The sequence below is a fragment of the Bradyrhizobium sp. genome, assembly GCF_036735945.1.
GTDB lineage: Bacteria > Pseudomonadota > Alphaproteobacteria > Rhizobiales > Xanthobacteraceae > Bradyrhizobium.
Map to the genome: position 1 here is coordinate 116,373 of NZ_DAINNI010000004.1, position 22,222 is coordinate 138,594.

The 22,222-nt window shown below is 64.4% G+C and carries 26 protein-coding genes and 1 tRNA gene; 16 read left to right on the forward strand and 11 right to left on the reverse strand.

From position 1 onward, the window contains the following. The first annotated feature begins 4 nt into the window (after positions 1 to 4). Genes V7E26_RS02975 through V7E26_RS03005 form a run of 7 tightly spaced genes read left to right on the forward strand, consistent with a single transcriptional unit; the run spans position 5 to position 4,810 of the window. Positions 5 to 490, forward strand: coding sequence for an aromatic-ring-hydroxylating dioxygenase subunit beta (locus tag V7E26_RS02975; RefSeq protein ID WP_324413317.1), 486 nt, complete (start codon positions 5 to 7; stop codon positions 488 to 490). Positions 491 to 503: 13 nt separating this feature from the next. After that, entirely contained in the window at positions 504 to 1,265 is a 762-nt protein-coding gene (locus tag V7E26_RS02980) for an SDR family oxidoreductase (RefSeq protein WP_324413319.1), read from the forward strand. A 9-nt stretch (positions 1,266 to 1,274) separates the two neighbouring features. Continuing rightward, positions 1,275 to 1,589 carry a non-heme iron oxygenase ferredoxin subunit gene (locus V7E26_RS02985; RefSeq protein ID WP_324413320.1) on the forward strand — a complete coding sequence of 105 codons (315 nt, stop codon included), beginning with the start codon at positions 1,275 to 1,277 and terminating at the stop codon, positions 1,587 to 1,589. 2 nt (positions 1,590 to 1,591) lie between these two features. Next, entirely contained in the window at positions 1,592 to 2,269 is a 678-nt protein-coding gene (locus V7E26_RS02990) for a TetR/AcrR family transcriptional regulator (RefSeq protein ID WP_324413322.1), read from the forward strand. Further along, on the forward strand, positions 2,266 to 3,144 hold the full coding sequence (locus tag V7E26_RS02995) for a VOC family protein (RefSeq protein ID WP_324413324.1): 879 nt from the start codon (positions 2,266 to 2,268) through the stop codon (positions 3,142 to 3,144). Before V7E26_RS02990 ends, V7E26_RS02995 begins: the two co-directional genes overlap by 4 nt. A gap of 13 nt (positions 3,145 to 3,157) precedes the next feature. Further along, positions 3,158 to 4,018 (forward strand): VOC family protein, encoded by an 861-nt coding sequence (locus V7E26_RS03000; protein ID WP_324413326.1) that lies wholly within the window; start codon positions 3,158 to 3,160, stop codon positions 4,016 to 4,018. A gap of 12 nt (positions 4,019 to 4,030) precedes the next feature. Beyond that, on the forward strand, positions 4,031 to 4,810 hold the full coding sequence (locus V7E26_RS03005) for an SDR family oxidoreductase (protein ID WP_324413328.1): 780 nt from the start codon (positions 4,031 to 4,033) through the stop codon (positions 4,808 to 4,810). A gap of 449 nt (positions 4,811 to 5,259) precedes the next feature. On the opposite strand, the gene V7E26_RS03010 is transcribed toward V7E26_RS03005, so the two are convergent. After that, positions 5,260 to 5,344, reverse strand: a tRNA-Leu gene (locus tag V7E26_RS03010). A gap of 96 nt (positions 5,345 to 5,440) precedes the next feature. Then, entirely contained in the window at positions 5,441 to 5,683 is a 243-nt protein-coding gene (locus tag V7E26_RS03015; protein ID WP_171712315.1) for a FliM/FliN family flagellar motor switch protein, read from the reverse strand. Positions 5,684 to 5,746: 63 nt separating this feature from the next. Here V7E26_RS03015 and lipB point away from each other — a divergent pair, with 63 nt between their 5' ends. Both lipB and V7E26_RS03025 read left to right on the forward strand, forming a co-directional pair. Next, a complete protein-coding gene (lipB, locus tag V7E26_RS03020) occupies positions 5,747 to 6,475 on the forward strand; it encodes a lipoyl(octanoyl) transferase LipB (protein ID WP_324413330.1) in 729 nt (242 codons plus the stop codon). 88 nt (positions 6,476 to 6,563) lie between these two features. Beyond that, positions 6,564 to 6,863: a hypothetical protein gene (locus V7E26_RS03025; protein ID WP_324413332.1), complete on the forward strand. Its 300-nt coding sequence runs from the start codon at positions 6,564 to 6,566 to the stop codon at positions 6,861 to 6,863. 20 nt (positions 6,864 to 6,883) lie between these two features. On the opposite strand, the gene V7E26_RS03030 is transcribed toward V7E26_RS03025, so the two are convergent. Continuing rightward, positions 6,884 to 7,312: a tautomerase family protein gene (locus V7E26_RS03030; protein WP_324413334.1), complete on the reverse strand. Its 429-nt coding sequence runs from the start codon at positions 7,310 to 7,312 to the stop codon at positions 6,884 to 6,886. A 116-nt stretch (positions 7,313 to 7,428) separates the two neighbouring features. Here V7E26_RS03030 and V7E26_RS03035 point away from each other — a divergent pair, with 116 nt between their 5' ends. Together V7E26_RS03035 and V7E26_RS03040 are read left to right on the forward strand one after the other, a co-directional pair. After that, entirely contained in the window at positions 7,429 to 8,283 is an 855-nt protein-coding gene (locus tag V7E26_RS03035) for a LysR family transcriptional regulator (RefSeq protein ID WP_324413336.1), read from the forward strand. A gap of 82 nt (positions 8,284 to 8,365) precedes the next feature. After that, positions 8,366 to 9,892: an ATP-binding protein gene (locus V7E26_RS03040; protein WP_324413338.1), complete on the forward strand. Its 1,527-nt coding sequence runs from the start codon at positions 8,366 to 8,368 to the stop codon at positions 9,890 to 9,892. 13 nt (positions 9,893 to 9,905) lie between these two features. Here V7E26_RS03040 and V7E26_RS03045 read toward each other — a convergent pair whose 3' ends face one another. Genes V7E26_RS03045 through V7E26_RS03055 form a run of 3 tightly spaced genes read right to left on the reverse strand, consistent with a single transcriptional unit; the run spans position 9,906 to position 12,584 of the window. Continuing rightward, a complete protein-coding gene (locus V7E26_RS03045) occupies positions 9,906 to 11,342 on the reverse strand; it encodes a TIGR01777 family oxidoreductase (RefSeq protein ID WP_324413340.1) in 1,437 nt (478 codons plus the stop codon). Beyond that, on the reverse strand, positions 11,339 to 11,998 hold the full coding sequence (locus V7E26_RS03050; RefSeq protein WP_324413342.1) for a DUF4166 domain-containing protein: 660 nt from the start codon (positions 11,996 to 11,998) through the stop codon (positions 11,339 to 11,341). The genes V7E26_RS03045 and V7E26_RS03050 overlap by 4 nt, the downstream gene beginning before the upstream one ends. Positions 11,999 to 12,026: 28 nt before the next feature. Continuing rightward, the gene (locus tag V7E26_RS03055) at positions 12,027 to 12,584 is read right to left on the reverse strand and encodes a GbsR/MarR family transcriptional regulator (protein WP_324413344.1); all 558 of its coding nucleotides are present in this window, start codon (positions 12,582 to 12,584) and stop codon (positions 12,027 to 12,029) included. A 242-nt stretch (positions 12,585 to 12,826) separates the two neighbouring features. Here V7E26_RS03055 and V7E26_RS03060 point away from each other — a divergent pair, with 242 nt between their 5' ends. Beyond that, entirely contained in the window at positions 12,827 to 14,773 is a 1,947-nt protein-coding gene (locus V7E26_RS03060; protein ID WP_324413346.1) for a diguanylate cyclase, read from the forward strand. A 129-nt stretch (positions 14,774 to 14,902) separates the two neighbouring features. Beyond that, positions 14,903 to 15,055: a hypothetical protein gene (locus tag V7E26_RS03065; RefSeq protein WP_324413348.1), complete on the forward strand. Its 153-nt coding sequence runs from the start codon at positions 14,903 to 14,905 to the stop codon at positions 15,053 to 15,055. Position 15,056: 1 nt separating this feature from the next. Here the strand turns inward: V7E26_RS03065 and V7E26_RS03070 are convergent, their stop codons facing one another. The 5 genes from V7E26_RS03070 to V7E26_RS03090 all read right to left on the reverse strand — a co-directional run bounded on the left by V7E26_RS03070 (position 15,057) and on the right by V7E26_RS03090 (position 18,889). Continuing rightward, a complete protein-coding gene (locus tag V7E26_RS03070; RefSeq protein WP_324413350.1) occupies positions 15,057 to 15,197 on the reverse strand; it encodes a hypothetical protein in 141 nt (46 codons plus the stop codon). Positions 15,198 to 15,239: 42 nt separating this feature from the next. Then, complete coding sequence (locus tag V7E26_RS03075) at positions 15,240 to 15,539, reverse strand: acylphosphatase (protein WP_324413352.1); 300 nt, start codon at positions 15,537 to 15,539, stop codon at positions 15,240 to 15,242. Position 15,540: 1 nt separating this feature from the next. Beyond that, positions 15,541 to 16,407: an isocitrate lyase/PEP mutase family protein gene (locus tag V7E26_RS03080; RefSeq protein WP_324413353.1), complete on the reverse strand. Its 867-nt coding sequence runs from the start codon at positions 16,405 to 16,407 to the stop codon at positions 15,541 to 15,543. 119 nt (positions 16,408 to 16,526) lie between these two features. Then, the gene (locus V7E26_RS03085; protein ID WP_324413354.1) at positions 16,527 to 18,542 is read right to left on the reverse strand and encodes an acetyl/propionyl/methylcrotonyl-CoA carboxylase subunit alpha; all 2,016 of its coding nucleotides are present in this window, start codon (positions 18,540 to 18,542) and stop codon (positions 16,527 to 16,529) included. Positions 18,543 to 18,679: 137 nt separating this feature from the next. Continuing rightward, the gene (locus V7E26_RS03090) at positions 18,680 to 18,889 is read right to left on the reverse strand and encodes a hypothetical protein (RefSeq protein ID WP_324413356.1); all 210 of its coding nucleotides are present in this window, start codon (positions 18,887 to 18,889) and stop codon (positions 18,680 to 18,682) included. On the opposite strand from V7E26_RS03090, the gene V7E26_RS03095 reads away from it, so the two are divergent. The 3 genes from V7E26_RS03095 to V7E26_RS03105 form a co-directional block, all read left to right on the forward strand. Then, the gene (locus tag V7E26_RS03095; protein WP_324413357.1) at positions 18,888 to 19,088 is read left to right on the forward strand and encodes a hypothetical protein; all 201 of its coding nucleotides are present in this window, start codon (positions 18,888 to 18,890) and stop codon (positions 19,086 to 19,088) included. The genes V7E26_RS03090 and V7E26_RS03095 overlap by 2 nt on opposite strands. 10 nt (positions 19,089 to 19,098) lie before the next feature. Continuing rightward, the gene (locus V7E26_RS03100) at positions 19,099 to 19,860 is read left to right on the forward strand and encodes a thermonuclease family protein (RefSeq protein WP_324413358.1); all 762 of its coding nucleotides are present in this window, start codon (positions 19,099 to 19,101) and stop codon (positions 19,858 to 19,860) included. Positions 19,861 to 19,916: 56 nt separating this feature from the next. Continuing rightward, positions 19,917 to 22,222, forward strand: a 2,306-nt coding sequence (locus V7E26_RS03105; protein WP_324413360.1) for a hybrid sensor histidine kinase/response regulator, incomplete at its 3' end; no start/stop codon positions are given.

Here is a 22,222-nt window from a genome sequence, read left to right on the forward strand (position 1 = left end):
GGCCATGCAAGACATATCCCGAACCGAGATTGAGGACTTCCTGTTTACCGAGGCTGATCTGCTCGACGAATGGCGCCTGCCAGAATGGCTGGAACTGTTCACCGAGGACGCAATCTACTATGTGCCCTCGACCGACGTCGCGCCGGATGCCTCGCCGGACAAGAACCTGTTCTATGTGGCCGACGACCGGTTTCGGCTCAGCGAGCGCGTCAAGCGGCTGATGAAGCGTACCGCGCATGCCGAATTTCCGCACTCCCGCACCCGGCATCTCGTCAGCAACGTCCGGATCAGGAATCGCAAGGACGACGAGATCGAGGTCGGCTCGTCCTTCATCACCTACCGCACCAAGGATGGCATCACCGACACCTATTTTGGCAGCAACCGTTACCGGCTGGTGGTCGACAACGGGTCCATTCGTATCCGGGAAAAGCGATGCCTGCTCGATAGCGAAGGACTCCGCACGCAGGGCCGCGTGAGCATCATCCTCTGAAGAAATGGCAGCAATGGACCAGAAATTGAAAGATAACATTGCCGTCGTCACGGGCGCGGCCAAGGGCATTGGCCTTGCGATCGCCGAGCGGCTTGCCCGGGACGGCGCCAGGCTCGTCCTTGCCGATCTCGACGAAGCCGGATTGAAAAAGGCCTCCGCCCGGCTCAGCAAGGAGTTCGGCGCTGAAGCAGCCTTCCATGCCGGTGACCTCTCCGATCAAGGCACGGCCGAGAAGACCATCAATCTCGCGCGCGAACGCTTCGGTCGCCTCGATATCCTCGTCAACAATGCCGGCGGCGGCATCATCAAGGCTTTCGTCGAACAAACGCCGGAAACATTGAAGACCACGATCGACCGCAACCTCTGGACCGTGCTGTGGTGCTCCTGGTACGCGGTGCCCGTAATGCAAAAGCAAGGCTACGGCCGCATCGTCAATCTCGGCGCGGACTCCGTCCGCAACGGGCTTTGGGACCACGCCGCCTACAATGCCGCCAAGGGCGGTATGCATGGCCTCACGACGGGTCTGGCGCGGGAGTTCGCCAGGGACGGCATCACCGTGAACACCGTGGCCCCCTGCGCGGTGAACACACCGCAGATGGTGGCGATCACCAAGAGCGATCCCGCACTCGCCGCCAAGTTCGTCAGCGTCATCCCCATGGGCCGTCCGGCCGAAATGGAGGAAGTCGCTTCAATGGTTTCCTATCTCGCTTCCGCCGAAGCTTCGTTCGTGACCGGTCAGGTCATCAGCGTCAACGGCGGCAGCACCATGCTCTAGGTTTGACGAATGGGTGAAACAGTCGTCCTCTGCGCGGCCGATGACGTGGTCGAAGGTGAGATCAAGCAGGCCCCCCTGCCCGATGGAACCAATGTTGCCTTATATCGGGTGGACGGGACGATCTACGCCACCGCAGATATGTGCACCCACGGCGAGGCGTCACTGGCGGAGGAAGGCATCATTACCGGCAAGACCGTGGAGTGCACCTTTCACTTCGGTACGTTCGACGTGACCACCGGCGAGCCGACCGGCATGCCCTGCGAAATTGCATTGAAGACGTATCCCGTCACGATCGTTGACGGGAAAGTTCAGATCGAGGTCTAGAAATGGCGAGCCGTCCTGACCATGCTCCGCTGAAGTCCGCCCGCCGTACACTCGTGACGGCGCGGCGGCGAACCCAGGCCGAACGCACCGAGGCAACCCGAACTCGAATCCTCAAGGCGGCCTCGGAGCTCATTCGCCGGCGCGGCTACGCCCGCTTCCGGACCGCCGACGTCGCCGCCGAAGCCGGCCTGTCCCGCGGCGCGCAGCTACATCATTTTCCGACCAAGGATTCGCTTGTCGTCGCCACCCTCGAATATGTGTTCGAGCAGGCACAGGTGCAGAGCCGGCGCCGCGCCGCGGCGGTAAACCGGCCGCGCGACCTGATCGAAGCCGTGATCGAGGACGCGCGCGAGTTCTTCTTCAGCGAGCATTTCATGGTGGCGATCGACATCGTGCTATCGACGTCGACCGATCAGGCCGTCCGCAAGCAGATACTGGATATCTCCCGCAAGGCACGCCGGCCGGTGGAGACCGCCTGGACCGAAGCTCTGGCCGCAAGCGGCGTGCCGCCGTCCCTGTCGGCCGACATCGTGGCCCTGACGCTCAGTCTTGTCCGCGGCATGGCGCTGCGCACGCTCTGGGACAACGATCCCAAATGGTTTGATGAGCTGTTCGCGGTCTGGCGGCGGATGATCAAGATTTTTCTGGAATCCCAGCATCCGAAGGCGCGGGCGCGATGAACAACGGCCACGCCGCCCCCCTGATCACATCGGTCTGCTACGTGCGCCTCGCCGTCAGCGAGCCGAGCGCGACCGCCCGTTTCGTATCCGATATTTTCGGCCTGCAGCGCGTCGCCGATCAGGATGGCGAGATCGCCTTTCGTTCCGACGACCGCTTCCGCACGGTGAGCCTTGGCCTGGAGTCCGCCGATGCCGCCAGCGTCGGAATCGAGGTCTGGGATGATACAGCGCTGGCCGAAATCGGCCGGCGGTTGCGTGAGCTCGGTTTTGCGGTGAAGGAGGCATCGGCCGGCGAGTGCAAGCGCCGTTACGTGCAGTCGGCATTGCTGACGGAAGACGGATCGGGCAACCGTCTCGATCTTGTGGTCCGTCCCAGCAGGAGCGGACGTCGCTATTTTGCGCCGCGCGATGCCGGCATCGTCGCGTTCCATGGCGTGGGCCTTCGCACCACCGACCATGCCCGCGATCTCGCATTCTGGCGCGCGCTCGGCGCCGAGGTCAGCGACTGGGTCGGCGACATCGCCTATTTGCGGATCGACGGATTGCATCACCGCATTGCCCTTTATCCATCGCAACGCAATGGCCTGCTCTATGCGGCATTCGAGGTCGAGGCGCTCGATCAGATCATGCAGAACAGCTACTTCATGCAGGAAAGCCAGATCAGGATCGTTCAAGGTCCCGGTCGCGAGGCCGCCTCGCGCCAGATGTTCCTCCACGTCGAGGGGCCGGACGGCCTGATCTTTTCCTACGTGAACGGCATGGCCGAGATCGCCGGCAAGCGATCGGCACGGCAATTCCCGCTTGCCGCCTCCTCGCTCTGCGAGTGGGGCAGCGAAAGCAAGGACGTGCCGGAATTGGGCGCACCGGGCCGATGAACAGGAGAACAACATGATCCAGCTCAAGGATGTCAGCTACGTTCGTCTCGGTTCGCCCGATCTCGAATCGGCGGAGAATTTTGCCACCAGCTGCCTCGGGCTGCAGATCGCCGAACGCGGCAGGAAGGACCTCTACCTTCGCTCCGACGAACGCGCGCACACGCTGTGCTACTCGGAAGGCGATCCAAACGATCAGACCGTCGGCTTCGAGGTCGAGGACGAGGCCAGCCTGCAGGAGGCGGCCTCGACGCTGGAACAACTCGGGCATGCCGTTCACGCAGGAACCGCGCAGGAAGCCGAGCGGCGCAAGGTGAGAGCGTTCATCGGCTTTCGCGACCCGACCGGCAACCACATCGAGCTGGTGGTGCGGCCGGAGCGCAGCGGCCGGCGTTATTTTGCCAGCCGCGATGCCGGGATCACCGGCTTCAGCCATATCGGCCTCAACTCGACCGATCCGGCGCGCGACGAGCGGTTCTGGACGCAAGTGTGCAACGCCCGCGTCAGCGACCGCATCGGCGATATTCCGCTGATGCGCGTCAATGCGATCCATCACACGATCGCGCTGGTGCGCGCCCCCAAGGCAGGCATCCAGCACATCAACCACCAGGTCGAGACCAGCGACGACGTGCTGCGCTCCTATTACTTCCTCAACGAGCGGCGCGTGCCGATCGTGTTCGGCCCCGGGCGGCATCCGACCTCGGGCGCGCGCTTCCTCTATTTCAAGGGCCCCGACGGCATGATCTTCGAATACTCGGTCGGCGTCGACGAGATCGAGGACGAAGCCACGCACCGGCCGCGACAATTCGGCTTCGAGCCAACCAGTTTTTGCATGTGGGGTTCAAAGCCCGCCGGCATGACCTTGCCGAACACCTGAAAGCAAAACCACATGGATCTGGGGTTGAAGGGGCGCACGGCGATCGTCTGCGCAGCTAGTCAGGGTCTCGGTAAAGCCAGCGCGATGGCGCTCGCCCATGAGGGCGTTGACCTTGTCATCGCCGCCCGCCGAGGCGACGTGCTGGCGGCGGCCGCCGCCGAGATCGCATCGGCGACTGGTCATCGTCCCAGGACCGTCATTGCAGACGTGACCACCAGGGAGGGCCGCGGCGCTATCCTCGCGGCCTGCCCGGCTCCTGACATCCTGGTCAACAACGCCGGCGGGCCGCCGCCGGGAGATTTTCGCAAGTTCGAGCGCGAGGACTGGATCAAGGCGCTCGACGGCAACATGCTGGCACCGATTGCTCTGATCAAGGCGACGCTGGACGGAATGATCGCGCGCAGGTTCGGCCGCATCGTCAATGTGACCTCGCATGCGGTGAAAGCGCCGGTCGCGATGCTGGCGTTGTCCAATGGGGCGCGTACGGGCTTGACCGGCTTTGTGGCGGGATTGGCCCGGTCGGTCGCCGAGCACAATGTGACTGTTAACAACCTGCTGCCCGGTACATTCGACACCGACCGACTGAAATCCAATCTCGCAGCGCTGGCGAGAAATTCATCGCGGGAGGTCGGCGCCGTCACCGAGGACGTCAGAACGTCCAATCCGGCCAAACGGTTCGGGCGTCCGGATGAATTCGGCGCGACCTGCGCATTCCTATGCTCAGCGCAGGCCGGCTATATCACCGGCCAGAATATATTGATCGATGGAGGAGCCTATCCCGGGACGTTCTAAGAAAATCTCCCGGCGTGCGTTCTTTCGCATCAACGGCAAATGAAACGAACGCGCCGATACGCTAATCGGTGAAGGTCAAGATCATTGGGCTTCGGGCTCCGACAGCTGAAGGATACAGATTTTTTGCTGCTAGCTTCCCCTTGGCTCCTCTGCCCCCGGCCCGATCTGTGCAACCTAAAAGCGACGCTTGGGCAACTGCCAGCGCTCACGATGAGGTGCTAACCCGCCGATTTCTACGCTGTGCTACGCCACCACCCTCTCCAGGGCAGATGGTGGTTTTCTCTGGAGGTTGGGTTGAATAAGGATGCGATGGCCGCGAGAGCACGGCATTGAACGAAGACGCGAGAAATCAAGCAGGAAGGTTACACGGAATAGAAAGCTAACGCTCACTGAAAGTAACAATGTGAGAAATTGCGAATTTCTTTTCGTATCAGCCACTTATGCCTGTTTGGTGCGCTCGGAGGGACTCGAACCCCCACGATTTTACTCACTGCCACCTCAAGGCAGCGCGTCTACCAATTCCGCCACGAGCGCTTGGGATGCCGGCTGGAGCGATGCGGCCCGCCGGATCAACGGCGCCGATGTAACAAATCAGGGATGGAGGGACAAGGCAGTTTTGCGATCGAATAACTACCTGACATCGGGGGATTTCGGCAGCATCTGCTTGACTTCGACCGCGATCCGGTTGCGGTCCACCAGGACGACGCCGGAGGCCACCGGCAGGTTGTTGGCGAGGATCTTGACCTCATCCGCCTCGGTGGCGTCCAGTTCGATGATGGCGCCGCGGGAAAGCCGCATCACCTGGTGGATGGGCATTGTCGTGGTGCCGAGCACCACCATGAGATTGACGCTGACTTTATCGAGGGTCGCCACTTCTGTACCGCCGCAGGGGGACTAGATTGGTATGGTTCCAACTGACCACGTTATGGTTAGCCAATGGTTAATGACCGCCAAAGCCTTGATTTGACGACATTTGCGCGCGCCCCGGATGGCCGGGAGGTCGAATGGCGGATTTCGGCCGATTCCGTGCCCTACCCCGAGGCCATCGCCGAGATGGAAGCCCGCGCCGCCGCGATCGCCGAAGGGCGCGCGGCGGAACTGGTCTGGCTGGTCGAGCACCCCCCGCTCTACACGTCAGGCACCAGCGGCAAAGAGACCGACCTGCTCGACCCGCGCTTTCCGCTGTTCACGAGCGGCCGCGGCGGCCAGCTCACCTATCACGGCCCCGGCCAGCGCGTGGCGTATGTCATGCTCGACCTGAAGCGGCGGCGGCCCGATGTGCGCGCCTATGTGGCAGGCCTCGAGGAATGGATCATCCGCACGCTCGTCGCCTTCAACATCCGCGGCGAGCGGCGCGAGGACCGCGTCGGGGTCTGGGTCAGGCGCCCCGACAAGGGCATAGGTCACGAGGACAAGATCGCGGCGATCGGCGTGCGGCTGCGGCGCTGGGTGTCGTTCCACGGCATCGCCATTAATGTCGAGCCGGACCTGTCGCATTTTTCCGCGATCGTGCCCTGCGGCGTCGCCGACCCGCGTTACGGCGTCACGTCGCTGGTCGACCTCGGCCTTCCCGTGACGATGGAGGACGTCGACGTCGCGCTCCGGCGCGCATTTGAGGAAGTGTTCGGCGCGACCAGCGCGTGCCTGCCGCAGGCGACGGCCTGAGATAGCCGCCGCGCTGCCACCGGGGCTTCCGCTTCGGCGAGCCCGGCCACATATCCAGCGGCAGGTGTGGCGTACAGAGGAGGTCGCGATGACGTCGCACAGGCTTCCCTTCGAGAACCGCTGGAGCAACAACGCAAACGCCCTGCACTGGAATAGCGAACTGGAGCATCTGGGCGTGGCGAACGTCCGGGCCATGCTGATCGATCACGAAATCCGACATCCCACCCGGCGCAACGTCGTGCAGGATGTTCCGGCCGGTTTTGTCAGGGATTGGCTGGCGTTCCAGGATCGCCGGATGGCGCGCCAACAGCTGCTTTGGCGCGCCACCGTGATTGCCCTCTCGTTCATTGCCGCTTCCGCGGCGCTGTGGGGCGTGCTCAGGGCGTGAGACGTGCTTCCCAATGAGGTTCACGCCGCCGCTTTCCGCGGCGCGACCTCGAGCTGTCCAGCGATGTAGCGGCGCTCCTGGGTGAGGCCGCCGAAGCCGTAGGCGTCGCCCCTCACCTCGTCGACATGCGCGTAGCTTTCCTCGTGCAGCGGGCCGAGCAGTTCGGCCATGCGCTGGAAGAGCGCGGCGAGATAGGCCGCCTTCTCGTCCTTGGTGTTGGTGCCCTCGCTGACGTGAACGTCGAGCCAGAAGCTGGCGAGGCTCTGCTCGGCGAGCGATTTTCCGCCGGCGAACCAGTCGGCGGCGTCGACCGCCTTCACGATCACGGCGGTGACCCTGGGATCCTTGCGCAGGATGCGCGCGGTGAGATCGCTGACGGCGGAGGCAATCTCGGCCTTCAGCGACGGCGTCTTGCGGACGGTGGAATAGGTAACAGTGATCAGCGGCATGGTCTTTCTCCTGTTCGGGCCGCGCTGGCGTCGCGCTCCCCATCATCTAGACCCGCATCCATCATTTTGGTATCTTATCTATATATATTACTGTGATAACCGTTGTTGATGGTGCCATGAACCTCCTGGATATCGATACAGTGCAGGCGTTCCTGCGCGTCGCCGAACTGCAAGGCTTCACCCGCGCCGCCGAGGCGCTCGGCACCACGCAGGCCGCGGTCAGCATGAAGCTGCAGCGGCTGGAGAGCGTGACCGGCAAGCGGCTGGTCGAACGCTCGCCGCGCGCCGTGGCGCTGACCGCCGACGGCACGGCGTTCCTGCCCCACGCCCGCGCGCTGATGGAGGCGCACGACCGTGCGCTGTCGGGCGACCGGCCCGCGCGCCAGCAATTGTCGCTCGGCATCAGCGATCACGCCGCAGGACCCGAACTGGTGCCGCTGCTCGAACAGCTGCACGCGATGTCGTCGCAACTGGCGCTTTCCGTGACGATCGGCTTTTCGCGGCAGATGCTGGATGCCTACGATGCCGGCGAGTTCGATGCCGTGGTGGTACGGCAGGAGGGCGGCCGACGCGGCGGCGAGAGACTGACGGAAGACAATTTCGGCTGGTTCGCCACGCCGCGCCTGGCCTGGCGTCGCGGCGAAACCCTGCCCTTAGCGACGCTGGCCCCGCCCTGCGGGGTGCGCGCGCTGGCGATCCGTGCCCTCGACAAGGCCGGCATCGCGTGGAGCGAAAGTTTTATCGGTGGCGGCGTCACGGCGGTGGCCGCAGCGGCGCTGGCCGGCCTGGCGGTAGCCCCGCTGGCCCGCCGGATCGCGCCTCCGGGGCTTGTCGAGATCGGACCGGCCAAGGGCCTGCCGGCGCTGCCGTCATCGAAGGTGATGCTGCACTCCAGGGTCGGCGACCCCGCCAAGCGCATGGCGCTGCGGACCCTGGCGGCGACGTTCAAAAGGGTGGCCGCTGTGCGGTAACCTGCTATTTCGTCAAAACTGCCAACAATAGTGGAACCAATCGGCAGGACACACGTTTGCGCCAGTTAAATGGGCAGGTCGGATGTCGGATAAAGATCAACAGCAGCAAAGGGATCTATTCGAAAGCGAACGCAGCCTCCGACTTCTGGTTGAAGGTGTGGCAGACTACGCGCTGTACATGCTGGATCCGACCGGTATGATCACGAGTTGGAGTAGCGGCGGCCGGCGGATCAAGGGCTACTCCCCCGCCGGAATCATCGGCCAGCATTTCTCCCGCTTCTATACGGACGTCGACCGAGCCAACGGCAAGCCTCTCCGTGCCCTCCGCATCGCCCGGGAACAGGGCCGCTACGAGGAGGAAGGCTGGCGCGTCCGCAAGGACGGCACGTTCTTCTGGGCCAGCGTCATCATCGATCCGATCCATGAGGACGGCAGGCTCGTCGGCTTCGCCAAGATAACCCGCGACATCACCGAGCGCCGCGAAGCCCAGCTCAAACTGGAACAGATGCAGAAGCAGATCGCGGAATCGCAGAAGCTCGACGCGCTCGGCCAGCTCACCGGCGGCGTCGCCCACGACTTCAACAATCTCCTGATGATCATCAGCGGCAGCCTGCATACGCTGAAGAAAGCGGTCGGCGATGACGCCAGATCCCAGCGCGCGCTGGCGGCCATCGAGGCGGCGGCAAAGCGTGGCGCTTCACTGACCAGCCAGTTGCTGACGTTTGCCCGGCGGCAGAGCGTCAACCCGCAGGCGGTCGACGTCGCCGAACGGATCGACGGGGGGCGCGAAGTGCTCGATGCCGCCGTCGGCAGCGCGGTGACACTTGAGTTCGATACCAAGCCCGGCGTCTGGCCCGTCATGGTCGACATCAACGAATTCGAGACGGCGGTGGTCAATCTCGTGATCAACGCGCGGGACGCGATGCCCGGTGGCGGCGTCATCACCATCTCCGCGCGCAACGAGCCGTCCGGCGCCGAAGGAGGTGATGCGAACGAATATGTCGCGCTCACGGTGGCGGACACCGGCAGCGGCATCGCGCCCGACGTGCTCGGCAAGATCTTCGATCCCTTCTTCACCACCAAGCCGATCGGCAAAGGCACCGGCCTGGGGCTGTCACAGGTCCATGGCTTCGCGCACCAGGCCGGCGGCACGATCAAGGTGGCAAGCGAACTCGGCAGGGGCACCGCGATGACGATGCTGCTGCCGCGAAAGCACGGCGCCCCGAAAGCCGAGGACGTCAGTGCCGTCGCGGGCGGCGGTAGCGGCCTCGTGCTGCTGGTGGAGGACAATCCCGATGTCGCCGCCGTCAGCACCAGCCTGCTCGAGCAGCTCGGATACACCGTGCGCAGGGTTTCGAATGCCGAAGCGGCGCTGCGCGAAATCGAGCACGACGGCATCGACCTCGTCTTCTCCGACATCGTGATGCCCGGCAAGATGGACGGCCTCGGCTTGGCGCGCCACCTGAAAGCCACAAAACCCGGGTTGCCGATCTTGCTGACCAGCGGCTACAGCGATGCGGCGCTGAATGTGCGCGGCGACTTTCCGATCCTGCGCAAGCCTTACGAAATCCACGAACTCAGCCAGGCGATCGCAAAGCTGCCGCGCTGACGGCATACCCTCCTCACAGGATCGCCTCGAACGCGCTGCGCAGCGTTTCGTGCCGGAACACAAAGCCGTTGCTGAGCGCCTTGTTCGGCAGCACGCGCTGGCCGCCCAGCAGCAATTCGTTGGCGAAATCGCCGCCCAGCCTGCGCAGCAGCGGATCGGGGATGCGGAAAAACGCGGGCCGGCGCAGCCTTCGGCCAAGTTCTTCGGTGAATTTCAGGTTGGTGACCGGGATCGGCGCTGTCGCGTTGACGGGGCCGGAGATTTCCGGACGCGCGATCACATGGGCGATCAGGCGGATCAGGTCGTCGCGCTCGATCCATGACATCCACTGCCGGCCCGAGCCGAGCGGCCCGCCAAGGCCGAACTCGAACGGCGTCAGCATCCGCGTGATGAAGCCGCCATCGGTGCCGATGACGAGCCCGATCCGCAAGTAGACCACCCGCACCCCCTGCTCTTCCGCCGGCCGCGCCGCGTTCTCCCAGGCCTCGCAGAGCTCATGGCTGAAGCAGGCATGGGATTTCGCCGACTCCGTCAGCACCTGGTCCTGCCAGAGTCCGTACCAGCCGATCGCCGATCCCGAGACCAGGACCTTCGGCTTGCGTTCGAGCCGCGTGATCAGGGCAACGAGGTCGCCGGTCATCTTGATGCGGGAGTCCAGAATCGTGCGGCGCTTGGCTTCGGTCCATAGCCCGTTGCCGATCGGCTCGCCGGCAAGATTGACGATCGCATCGATGCTGGCGTCCGCGGCAAGCTGATCGAGGCTGGTGATCAGCGTGATCGGCGGCGGCAGCATGTCGGCCTTCGCGGGATTGCGCACCAGCACGATCACCTGGTGACCGGCGCCGCTCAGGCCCGCGACGAGGCGGCTGCCGATGAAGCCGGTGGCGCCGGTGACCAGCACCGTCTGCCGCGCCGGCAGCTTTTCCAAGAGGCCTGCCGCCGGCGTGCAGGTCATGCGCGCAAGCCGCCTGGCCGCCGCGAAATCGCGCAGGCCGAATAGCGCTGCGCCAACAGCCGCCGCCGCCGCGATCAGGCTGAGCCAGCCGGTATAGGCAGACTTGATCCCGGTCGGCTGCGCCGCCCAGTCGAAGAGGACCGGCAGCAGCAGCACGAGAATGGCGCCGTAATTGATCGCAAGCAGCGTGTGGTTGATGCGCTCGCTGGCCGGCAGTTTCCGGCTCATGTCCTCCTCGACGAAGTCCATCAGCGTGATGACGATTTCGGCAGCCAGCACCGCGATGATCAGCATGGCGAGGACGCCATGCACTTCCAGCCAGCCCAGCACCAGGAACAACAGCGCATAGAGCATGTTGCGCAGACTATGCAGCATGAGTTCGTAGCGCTGCGAGGGGCGCCAGGCGAGCCGCTCGGTAAGCTCGTGATGATAGAACGTATCGAACGCGCCCATCACGACCTGAATGGCGATCAATATCCAGAGCAGCGACGTCATGATGTGGCCTCCATGAACACGGCGGACTGACGAATGAGCTTGCCGAAGCGGGGGTGAACGATCTCGAGCGCAAAGCGAAACCTGCCGCCGCCGAGATCGGAATGGGTCACGGTGAGATCGCCTGGCGTGAGCGAGGCCGGCAGCGGCAGCCGCCACCATCCGAGTTGCAGGGAGTAGCCGACGCTGCGAAACACCAGCGCCTCATGCTCGACGAAGATCCGCAGCGCCATGCTGACGCCGCAGCCGACATATTCCTCGAGCCCGGTCGGCCCGGCGAAGCGTTTTGCCGAGTGAATGACCTGCGGAAAGCCGTCGCTGCGCGTGCAGATGCGGGTCCAGATCTGGCCGCCGCGGGCTTCCGTCACCGTCACGACCATGGGAACGCCGGTCTCGCTGCAGAGCGGCAGCGGCCCGCCGATGATCCGCGCGAGCTGCGCCAGCCACCAGCCGGCCGACGTGAAGCTCGCCTGCTCGATCGTGCCGACATAGACCACGGTCTCGCCGTCGGCAAAACGCTTGGAGAAGCGCCGCCAGATCGCCAGCGGCAGACGGCCCCAGGCCTCGTCGGGCAACAGATCGTGGAAGCGGTGGTCGTCGAGCAGGATGGTGTTCGAGGCGGATGTTACGGAAGACCTTGGTACTCTCGTGGACGCCATCACACGCTCCTGCCTTGCCCCTCTGCCCCTACTTGCTTTTCCCCGCCGGCAGGAAGCTGACGATCTTCTCGCCGAGCTTGATCAGCGCCACCAGCCGCGGCCGCGGCACGTTCAGCATCTGCGTGTACCAGCGGTCGACCAGTTCGGTGAAAGCCAGCATCTCCTTCAGCCGCTTCGCGGCGACCGGACTGATGGCCGGATCGTCGGCCGCGTCGGAAACGCAGGCGCGCAGCGCGTCGACGGCAGGATCGATCTCGCGTTCCTTGCGGCCGGCGGCGATCCGCGCCGCCACTTCCCAGATGTCGGTTTCGGCCTCGAAATGATCGCGGCGGTCGCCGAGGATCGGCACCCGGCGGATCAGATTCCAGGCCAGCAATTCCTTGATCGAATTGGAGACGTTGGACCGCGCCATGCCGAGCGTCTCGGCGATGTCCTCCGCGGTCATCGGCGCCTCGGCGAGATACAGCAGGCCGTGGATCTGGCTGACGGAGCGGTTGACGCCCCACTCATCCCCCATGTCGCCCCAGTGCAGGATGAACCGCTCGACGACGGCCGGGAGTTTCTTCTTATCGGTTGTTTCTGTCATGACAGAAATATCTGACGTAACTGCGCGGATGTTAAGGGCCGTCGGCAGCGCTTTCTGGATCACGTCCCCCACCGCTCCGATGGCGCGCGTCCCTTTCAGTTCCGGGATGGAAGCGGCGAAAACACAGCCAGCCGCTGCTTTTCCGATCGAGTCGTTAACCGCTTCGGCACCTGTCCTCTTTTAGATTCCTTATGAGCGATTCCGGCCGACGGGTCGGGCGTGCACGGACATCAAGGCGAGAAATGCCCGATCTCACTCCCCCAGACCCCGGCAGGCTGCTGCGCCGGACATCTCCCGCGGCCGTCGTGATCGCCTTTGCCCTGGCGATGACCGCCTGCGTGCTCGGCGTCGTGGTCTGGAAATCACTGGAAGCCAAGGCAACGACGCTCGCAAGCGGCCAGACCGACATCCAGAACCTGGCCCACTCGCTGGCGGAGCATGCCTCCCACACGATCCGTTCGGCCGATATTGCGATGGCCGGAATGGTCGATCTCCTGAAATACCGGGACCCGTTGCCCGAGCGGTTCAACAAATACCTGGCCGATACCGCCAGTTCACTGCCGCAGATCCGCGAGATCGGCGTGTTGGACGTCGACGGCAGATGGCGATATTCCTCGTTGCCGGAAACGCCCAGGCACAGCAATTCCGATCGAGGCTACTTCATCCACCATCGTGACACGCCTGGAAGCGCACTTCGCATCAGCGAGCCGCTGCAGTCACGCTTGACGGGACGCTCCACGATCATCCTGTCGAAGCGCATCGACAGACAGGACGGCAGCTTCGGCGGCGTCCTTACCGCCGCGATCGACAGCGACTACTTCAACAAGTTCTACAAGACCTTCCAGCTCGGTCCCGCCGGCAGCATCAGCCTGCTGCGAAACGACGGCGCCATCCTGATTCGATGGCCGTCATCAGACACAAATACAACTCTTTCCGGGACTGACCTGATTTCAAGACGCCTGAAGCTCAGCTCCGTCGGATACTACAAGGTCATCTCCCCGTTCGACGGCATTACGAAGTACATTGGCTATGAGCGAACGCCGCATTATCCGACCATCGTCACCCTGGCGATGTCGGAAGACTGGCTGCTCGCCGAGTGGTGGAAGACGTTGCGCACCGACGCCACCGTCGCCGGCGTTCTGCTGTGCATGATCGTCCTGCTGGCCACGCTGGTTTCTCTACAACTCCGCTCGCGCACCAGGACCGTACGCGCGCTCCGCGAGAGCGAGGCACATTATCGGCTGCTGGCCGACAACATTGCCGACATCATCGTCCTGATCGATGCCCGCAGCATGCTGCGTTATGTCTCGCTGTCCGTCGAACCGGTGCTCGGGCTGCGCGCGAAGGATCTGGTCGGAAAATCATGCTTCGATCTGATCCATCCCGAGGACCGGGAAAGCGTCACGCAGGCGACTACGCGGCTTGACGATATCGGTAACGTCAGCACGGTCGTATTCCGCCACTATCGCGGCGACGGAACGCTGGCCTGGGTCGAGAGCAAATTTAAACTGGCGTCGGAGGCCGGCGATGGCGAGGGGAAGCAATTTCTCTGCGTCATCCGCGACGTCACCGAGCGCAAGCGGATGGAAGACGAGCTGACGCAGCTCAACCGCCGCCTCACCCAGCTTGCCGCGACCGACGGACTGACCGGGCTGACCAATCGGCGAACCTTCGACGGCTTCCTGCGGCGCGAATACGAAGCCTGCGAAGAGATCTCGGTACTGCTGTTCGATATCGACAATTTCAAGGGCTACAACGACACCTATGGACACCAGGCCGGCGACCGCTGCCTGCAGGCCGTCGCAAAGGCCATCGGCGATGCGACCAGCAACACGTCGGCCCTGTCCGCGCGCTACGGCGGCGAGGAATTCGCCGTCGTGCTGCCGAATACCTCGGAAGGCGACGCCCTGAAGGTTGCCGAAGCCATCCGCCTCACGGTCCGCGCGCTCGGCATTCCGAACACCGCGGCTAGTCGTGGATACGTCACCGTCAGTGCCGGCGTCGCCACCAGGACCCGCTCGACCCTCGATGAGTCCGCGCTGGTCGGCGAAGCCGACACTGCGCTCTATCAAGCCAAGCGCCTCGGCAGAAATCGCAGCGTCGTCTATTCCGCGGTCGGCCTGCAATATGTCGAGAGCGGGTCGATCCAGCATGACGGCCAAGTGACGCCGCGCGAGCGGACGCATTAGCGGCAAGCTCCCGGCAGCCGCGTCCACATCCTCTGCCGGTCATTTCGTCGATGGGTGACCCAGTTCACATCCATGCCGAACGCGCCGCGCTATCAATCCCACGGGCGCTATAAAGCATGGAGAGTCGCAGTGACCGTTATTGCACGGGCTGTTTCGCGCGCCATTGCTACCGTCAACGAAATCGAGATTCTCAGGCAGTTCGTGCTGTTCTGCGCGGCCGGTCTGTTCGTTGGCCTGCTGATGTTGACTTACGGCATCGACCTGAGCCCGGGGTTATTCTAGACTATCGCGCACCGGGCCGCCATGAAAGGTCATCCGACAACACGTAGATCATGATCGCGGCAAGGCACATCACGACGCCGATCCAGAACATCGGAGAATGGTGTATCTTTCGCCAGTCGCGTCCGGACTGTTGCGGCTTCATTCGGTCACCTCGCGCGTGCGCTCTTCCGCCCTGTCGAGAAAGTCAGATCGTCGGCAGCAGCGAGAACGGCTCCCCTGCCCGCCGCAGCTTCAGCATGTCGGAAGTGGCGGCTTCGTCCTGCACGGCATCGACTCGCGCCGACGAAGGTCCGCGCCGACAGGCGGCGATCATCTCGGAGACGACGTCGCCGGGCCCGACGAATAACGCCTCCACGCTGCCGTCGCGGCGGTTGCGCACCCAGCCGTCCAGGCCGCGCGCGGTCGCCTCGTCCGCCACCCAGGCCCGATAGCCGACGCCCTGCACCCGGCCGCGGATCGTGACGTGGCGGAGCGCCGCGCTCATCCTACTTCTTCAGTCCGAGAAACGCCGCGCTGCGCGCCCTGGTGTCGCCCTCGCGCATCGCCCGCGCGGTGAGTTCGGCCGACGCGATACCTTTCAGATGCTTCGGCGAGGTCCCTTCGCGCAACGCCTTCAGCGTCTCGTAGACCGCCTGGGTGGCGGCGGCGAACGGCGCGTGGCCCTGCAGCGCGATGCGCACGCGCTGGTTGGTGAGGTAATCGATCGCGGTCATCTCCTCAGGCGCGCCGCCGAGCACGATCGGCAGTTTGGTCGCGGCAGAGATCGCTTCCAGTTCGCTGCGGCTCTTGATGCCGGTGAAGAACAGCGCGTCGACACCGGTCGCCTCATAGGCCCTCGCCCGCGTGATCGCATCATCGAGGCCGGTGACGGACACCGCCCCGGTGCGGCCCATGATGACCAGCGAGGGATCGCTGCGCCCGTCGAGCGCGGCCTTCATCTTGCCGACGCCCTCCTCCAGCGGGATCAGTTGCGTCCCGGTCTGGCCGAATGCCGGCGGCAGCAGCGTATCCTCGATGGTCAGCCCGGCCGCGCCCGCGGCCTCGAGTTCCTGTACGGTGCGGCGGACGTTGAGCGCGTTGCCATAGCCATGATCCGCATCGACCAGCACCGGCAGCGCCGCGGCCCGCGACATGCGACGCATCTGCTCGGCCAGTTCCGTCAGCGTGATCAGCGCAATGTCGGGATCGCCGAGCACGACCAGCGAGGCCACCGAGCCGCCAAACATGCCGAGCTCGAAGCCTAAGTCTTCGGCAATCCGGATCGAGGTCGCGTCATAGACCGAGCCCGGCCTGATGCAGGTCGGGCCGTTGAGGATGGAACGCAGCTTTTCTCGGCGCTGACGGAATGCCATGGATGTCCTCAGTTCTATCCGCCGTCATTGCGAGGAGCTCGAGACAAAATTGCAGAGCAATTTTGCGCCGAAGCGACGAAGCAATGGATTGCTTCGCTGCGCTCGCAATGACGGTTGCGTTACGCAAATTCCAGGATCAGCGCATCCACCGCCAGCGTCGCGCCGGCTGCGGCGTGAATCTTCTTCACCGTGCCGTCGCGCTCGGCGCGCAGCACGTTCTGCATCTTCATCGCCTCGACCACGGCCAGCGTCTCGCCGCTCTTGACCTCTTGGCCTTCGCTCACGGCGATCGAGACCACGAGGCCGGGCATCGGGCAAAGCAGCTTCTTGCCGGTGTCGGCGGCCGACGTCACCGGCATCAGCCGCGCGGCGGCCGCCTCGCTCTCGGTGAAGACGTTGACCGCGACCTCATAGCCCTGATGGGCGAGACGGATGCCGTTCGGAATCGCGCGCACCTGCATCGCGACGAAATGCCCGTCGATCGTACCGTGCCAGACCGGCTCACCCGGCGTCCAGGTCGAAATCAGATTGTGCGGATTGCCCGGCAGGCCGTCGGCGCCGATGAACCGTACCGCGATGCCGTCGGCCTCGCGCGCCACATCGAGCCCGATTTCGTCACGGTCGAGCCACACCGCGCGGCGGCGTTCGCGTTGCACCAGCCGGCCGGTCAACTGGCCTGAAATCTGCCGCTTGCGCTCGCCGAGCACATGATCGATCGCAGCTCCCACGGCGGCCAGCCGCCGCGCCACCTCGCCTTCCGGCGCACGCGCGGCAAAGCCATTCGGAAATTCCTCGGCGATGAAGCCGGTGGAAAGCTTGCCCTCGCGCCAGCGCGGATGGTTCATCAGCGCCGACAGGAACGGAATGTTGTGCCTGATACCGTCGACATAGAACGCATCGAGCGCGGTCGACTGCGCTTCGATGGCGGCAGCGCGCGACGGCGCATGCGTGACCAGCTTGGCGATCATCGGATCGTAATGGATCGAGATTTCGCCGCCTTCCTGTACGCCGGTATCGTTGCGGATGGTGACGCCGTCCTGGCTCGCCTCCGCCGGCGGCCGGTATTTCACCAGACGGCCGATCGAGGGCAGGAAGTTGCGGAACGGATCCTCGGCATAGACACGGGATTCCACTGCCCACCCCGTCAGCGTGACGTCCTTCTGCGCGATGGCAAGCTTTTCGCCGGCCGCGACGCGGATCATCTGCTCGACCAGGTCGATACCCGTGATCAGTTCGGTGACGGGATGCTCGACCTGCAGGCGGGTATTCATCTCCAGGAAGTAAAAGCTCTTGTCCTGACCGGCGACGAATTCGACGGTGCCGGCGGAGTCGTAGTTCACGGCCTTGGCGAGCGCCACTGCCTGCTCGCCCATCTTGCGGCGGGTGGTCTCGTCGAGCAGCGGCGACGGCGCCTCCTCGATGACCTTCTGGTTACGGCGCTGGATCGAGCATTCGCGCTCGCCGAGATAGATCACGTTGCCATGCTTGTCGCCGAGCACCTGGATCTCGATGTGGCGGGGATCGACGATGAATTTCTCGATGAAGACGCGGTCGTCGCCGAACGAGGATTTCGCTTCGGCCCTGGCGAGGCTGAAGCCTTCAGCGACCTCCGCCTTCGAATGCGCGATCCGCATACCCTTGCCGCCGCCGCCGGCGGAAGCCTTGATCATCACGGGATAGCCGATCTCGTCGGCGATCTTCACCGCCTGCTTGTCGTCCTCGATGACGCCGAGATGGCCCGGCACGGTGGAGACCTTGGCCTTGGCGGCGGCCTTCTTGGATTCGATCTTGTCGCCCATCGCGGCGATCGCGCCCGGGTTCGGTCCGATAAAGACGATGCCGGCGGCTTCGAGCGCGCGCGGAAACGCTTCGCGTTCGGACAGGAAGCCATAGCCGGGATGCACCGCCTGCGCGCCGGTCTTGCGGCAGGCCTCGACGATCCTGTCGATCAGAAGATAGCTTTCGGCGGCCGCAGGCGGGCCGATCAGCACGGCCTCATCGGCCATCTCGACATGGAGCGCGTCGCGGTCGGCCTCGGAATACACCGCGACCGTCTCGATCCCCATCCGCCGCGCAGTCTTGATGACCCGGCAGGCGATCTCGCCGCGATTTGCAATCAAAATTCTCTTGAACATGTTCTTCTTGCTTGAGCTCTGGGCGGGATCCTCCCCCGCAACGGGATTGCGGGACGCGGGTAACCCGCTTGTCGTACAGCAAAAATCGATGGAGGCAACGGTCTCGTGTCAGTCCCGCCGCGGCGGCCGCTCGCCCTTCATCCGGAATAGGAATTGAACCGTCCGCGCGCGTAGGCGCGGGATACCGCCTTCATCAGCTCGGCGACCTCCGATTCCAGGAATTCGTTGGCCACGATCAGCGCGCGGACGGTCGCCCGCATGTCGCCGCCGCAGGCCGAAATGGCCTGATCTACAGCATTTTCCAGCTCGTCGCTCTCGTCAGACTTCAATTCGGGAGAGGACGACATGGCAGCATTTCCGCGTTGGGCGACGGCAGACATGTTCTTCATTTGTTCTCATGAAGTCAATGAGCGCCGTTCGATGCGGTGGCATAATGCACGTCAGGTTTTCCCCAACCCTCGCCCGCCACCGATTAGCGCCGGTGTCTTGGTCCAATCAGTCCGCCTTATGCTAGAAGGCAGCGGCGGCTTCCCGGAATTGATTTGAAATGAAACAGATGCGGTCACGAATTTTTCTCGTCGCGACGTTGCTGTCGGTCGCCGTTCCGGCCAGCCAGAGCTCGGCCGCACCCGCCACCGTCAAGGACGGCAACGCGCTTCAACTCGGCAACATCACCTACCGGCTCGACGGCATCGATGTTCCACCCATCGACCAGCTCTGCATCGACGAGCATGCCGACGTGTGGACTTGCGGGATCGAAGCGCGCGATCAACTGAGCAAGCTGATCGACGGCAAGCAGGTCCGTTGCGACGATCTGGGTGCGGATCCGACCTACAGGAAACGACGCATCGGCGTGTGCAGGATCGAGGGCGAGACCACCAGCCTGAGTCAATTGCTCGTTCAAAAGGGTTTTGCATTGAACGTCGAGGCTTCCGCGAGCGGACGCTTCAAGCCGGATGAGGCCCGCGCCAAGGACGACCGCCTGGGATTATGGAAAGGCTGCTTCGTCGCGCCGCGCGAGTTCAGCGCCGGCAACAAGGACGGTCCGCTGCTCGGCGCCGCCTGCCGCACCGACCGCGATCGCGAGATTCGCGAGGCCATCTTCCCCGACGATCTCGTGATGCCGGCAGGCTGCAACATCAAGGGCAAGTATGCCGTCCGCGCGCGCGTCACCGGGAACCTCGGCATCTATCACCTGCAGGCGTGCCGCTCCTATCCCGGATTGAAACAGGACCGCTGGTTCTGTTCCGAAGATGAGGCGCAGGCGGCCGGGTTCCGCCGGGCCTACAACTGCAGGCCTCCGGCAAAGAGCAAATGAGGCTGGATATTTCGACGCGTCCTGTGTGAAAATACCGCCAGAGGTTGCCGGCACGCATGACCCCTTCCGATTCCACGAACGTCCTGCCCGAAGCTGCCGCCGACGAGCGGTTGCGGCAACATCTGCAGCAAATCGCCAGCGAACGCGACAGCGTCCATCGCGCCCTGCAGGAGCGCGAAGCGGAACTGGCGCGCATCCAGCGCATCGCCGGCATCGGCGGACTCGAAATCGACTTCCGCGACGGCGTCAAGAATCGCCGCTCCCCCGAATACCTTCTGGTTCACGGACTGCCGCCCGAGGCGGCCAACGAGACCTATGAGGAATGGGTCGGCCGCATCCATCCCGAGGATCGCGAGCGAACGGTCCAGCATCTGTTCAGTGTCCTGAAGGATGCGGGCGAGGACTACTCGGCCGAATATCGGATCGTGCGGCCGAATGACGGCGCGATCCGCTGGATCCGCGTCGTCGCCAAGATCGAGCGCGACAGCGACGGCCGCGCGCTGCGCCTGGTCGGCGCCGACCTCGATGTCACCTCGCAACTGATGGCGCGGGAAACCTTGCGCGAGAGCGAGGAGCGCTTCCGCCTGATCGCCGACTCCGCGCCGGTGCCGATCTGGGTCACCAAGCTCGACCGCACGCGTTCCTTCGCCAACCAGGCCTATGTCGATTTCCTCGGGCTGCCGTTCGAGGAAGCCATCGCGTTCGACTGGCGCAAGCGGCTGCATGCCGACGACATGACGCGCGTGGTGCAGGAATCGATCGCCGGCGAAGCCACGCTGAAACCCTTCGTGCTGGAAGCCCGCTATCTGCGCGCCGACGGCGAATGGCGCTGGCTGCGCTCGGAGTCCCAGCCGCGCTGGGATCCGAACGGCAACCACATCGGTTTCATCGGCGTCGCCCACGACATCACGGCGGCCAAGCAGGCCGAACACGATCTGCGCGGGCTGAACGAGATCCTCGAATTGCGGATCACCGAACGGACCGCGCAACTCGAAGCCAGCGAAGCCCAGATGCGGGCGATCTTCGAGACCAGCCATCAGTATCAGGGCTTGCTCGACCAGCACGGCGACCTCCTGCACGTCAACAGGACGGCGTTGACAGGCATTCGGGCCGATGCGAGCGCGGTGATCGGTCAGCCATTCTGGGAGACGCCATGGTTTACCGGAACCAAGGGCATGCGCGAGACCGTCCACGATGCCTTCATCGCCGTGATGCGCGGCGAGGAGGTCAAGATCGAGATGCTCTTGCATCTGCCGGTCGGCGACCGCTATTTCGATTTCGCGATGCGTCCGCTGCGCGACCGGCATGGCGCCGTGATCGGCGCGGTGCCGGAGGCGATCGACGTCACCGAGCGCCGCCAGGGCGAGGAAGCGCTGCGCCAGTCGCAGAAGATGGAAGCGGTCGGGCAATTGACCGGCGGCGTGGCGCATGATTTCAACAACCTGCTGACCATCATCCGCTCCGCGAGCGATTTCCTGCGCCGCCGCGAACTGCCGGAAGAGCGCCGCCGGCGCTATGTCGACGCGATCGGCGAGACGGTGGAACGCGCCTCCAAGCTGACCGGGCAATTACTCGCATTCGCGCGCCGGCAGCCGCTGAAGCCGCAGGTGTTCGACGTCGGAACCCAGGTTGAATCAGTTGCACAATTGATCCGCCCGCTGGTCGGCGCCCGCATCAGGATCGACGTCGACATCGCCGACCTCAATTGTTTCGCGATCGCCGACGTCGCGCAGTTCGAGACCGCGCTGATAAATTTCGCCGTCAACAGCCGCGATGCCATGGACAGCGAGGGCCGGCTGGCCATCGAGGTCCGCAAGGTGAAAGCCATTCCGCCGCTGCGCGCCCAGCCCGCCCGCAGCGGCGACTTCGTCGCCATCACCGTGACCGACACCGGCACCGGCATCCCGCCCGCCCTGCTCGAGACCATCTTCGAGCCGTTCTTCACCACCAAGGAAGTCGGCAAGGGCACCGGTCTCGGCCTCAGCCAGGCGTTCGGCTTTGCCAAGCAGTCCGACGGCGACATCGCGGTGGCGAGCGCGCCCGGCCAGGGCGCGACGTTCACCATTTACCTGCCGCAGGCCCCGACGCCGGCCGATGCCGTGGTGGCGGCCGCTTCGGGCAGCGAGCCCGCCGCGCGCGGCCGCGGCTACCGCGTGCTCGTGGTCGAGGACAATGACGACGTCGGACAGTTCTCCACCGAGCTGCTTGAGGACCTCGGCTACACCGTCCGCCGCGTCGCCAGCGCGGACGCCGCGCTCGCCATCCTCGCCCAGGACGAGTTCTCCGCCGACCTCGTGTTCTCCGACATCATCATGCCCGGCATGAACGGCGTCGAACTGGCCGGCGTCATCCGCGAACGCTA

What these genes read in the sequence shown, in the direction of transcription:
- V7E26_RS03070 (WP_324413350.1), bottom strand. Translation starts at nt 15,197, where the DNA reads ATGAAGCCGCAACAGTCCGGACGCGACTGGCGAAAGATACACCATTCT.
- V7E26_RS02990 (WP_324413322.1), top strand. Translation starts at nt 1,592, where the DNA reads ATGGCGAGCCGTCCTGACCATGCTCCGCTGAAGTCCGCCCGCCGTACA.
- V7E26_RS02980 (WP_324413319.1), top strand. Translation starts at nt 504, where the DNA reads ATGGACCAGAAATTGAAAGATAACATTGCCGTCGTCACGGGCGCGGCC.
- V7E26_RS03095 (WP_324413357.1), top strand. Translation starts at nt 18,888, where the DNA reads ATGGCAGCATTTCCGCGTTGGGCGACGGCAGACATGTTCTTCATTTGT.
- V7E26_RS03005 (WP_324413328.1), top strand. Translation starts at nt 4,031, where the DNA reads ATGGATCTGGGGTTGAAGGGGCGCACGGCGATCGTCTGCGCAGCTAGT.
- V7E26_RS03055 (WP_324413344.1), bottom strand. Translation starts at nt 12,584, where the DNA reads ATGACAGAAACAACCGATAAGAAGAAACTCCCGGCCGTCGTCGAGCGG.
- V7E26_RS03000 (WP_324413326.1), top strand. Translation starts at nt 3,158, where the DNA reads ATGATCCAGCTCAAGGATGTCAGCTACGTTCGTCTCGGTTCGCCCGAT.
- V7E26_RS03060 (WP_324413346.1), top strand. Translation starts at nt 12,827, where the DNA reads ATGCCCGATCTCACTCCCCCAGACCCCGGCAGGCTGCTGCGCCGGACA.
- V7E26_RS02975 (WP_324413317.1), top strand. Translation starts at nt 5, where the DNA reads ATGCAAGACATATCCCGAACCGAGATTGAGGACTTCCTGTTTACCGAG.
- V7E26_RS03040 (WP_324413338.1), top strand. Translation starts at nt 8,366, where the DNA reads ATGTCGGATAAAGATCAACAGCAGCAAAGGGATCTATTCGAAAGCGAA.
- V7E26_RS02985 (WP_324413320.1), top strand. Translation starts at nt 1,275, where the DNA reads ATGGGTGAAACAGTCGTCCTCTGCGCGGCCGATGACGTGGTCGAAGGT.
- V7E26_RS03100 (WP_324413358.1), top strand. Translation starts at nt 19,099, where the DNA reads ATGCGGTCACGAATTTTTCTCGTCGCGACGTTGCTGTCGGTCGCCGTT.
- V7E26_RS03085 (WP_324413354.1), bottom strand. Translation starts at nt 18,542, where the DNA reads ATGTTCAAGAGAATTTTGATTGCAAATCGCGGCGAGATCGCCTGCCGG.
- V7E26_RS03035 (WP_324413336.1), top strand. Translation starts at nt 7,429, where the DNA reads ATGAACCTCCTGGATATCGATACAGTGCAGGCGTTCCTGCGCGTCGCC.
- V7E26_RS02995 (WP_324413324.1), top strand. Translation starts at nt 2,266, where the DNA reads ATGAACAACGGCCACGCCGCCCCCCTGATCACATCGGTCTGCTACGTG.
- V7E26_RS03050 (WP_324413342.1), bottom strand. Translation starts at nt 11,998, where the DNA reads ATGGCGTCCACGAGAGTACCAAGGTCTTCCGTAACATCCGCCTCGAAC.
- V7E26_RS03090 (WP_324413356.1), bottom strand. Translation starts at nt 18,889, where the DNA reads ATGTCGTCCTCTCCCGAATTGAAGTCTGACGAGAGCGACGAGCTGGAA.
- V7E26_RS03045 (WP_324413340.1), bottom strand. Translation starts at nt 11,342, where the DNA reads ATGACGTCGCTGCTCTGGATATTGATCGCCATTCAGGTCGTGATGGGC.
- lipB (WP_324413330.1), top strand. Translation starts at nt 5,747, where the DNA reads ATGGTTAATGACCGCCAAAGCCTTGATTTGACGACATTTGCGCGCGCC.
- V7E26_RS03080 (WP_324413353.1), bottom strand. Translation starts at nt 16,407, where the DNA reads ATGGCATTCCGTCAGCGCCGAGAAAAGCTGCGTTCCATCCTCAACGGC.
- V7E26_RS03025 (WP_324413332.1), top strand. Translation starts at nt 6,564, where the DNA reads ATGACGTCGCACAGGCTTCCCTTCGAGAACCGCTGGAGCAACAACGCA.
- V7E26_RS03075 (WP_324413352.1), bottom strand. Translation starts at nt 15,539, where the DNA reads ATGAGCGCGGCGCTCCGCCACGTCACGATCCGCGGCCGGGTGCAGGGC.
- V7E26_RS03030 (WP_324413334.1), bottom strand. Translation starts at nt 7,312, where the DNA reads ATGCCGCTGATCACTGTTACCTATTCCACCGTCCGCAAGACGCCGTCG.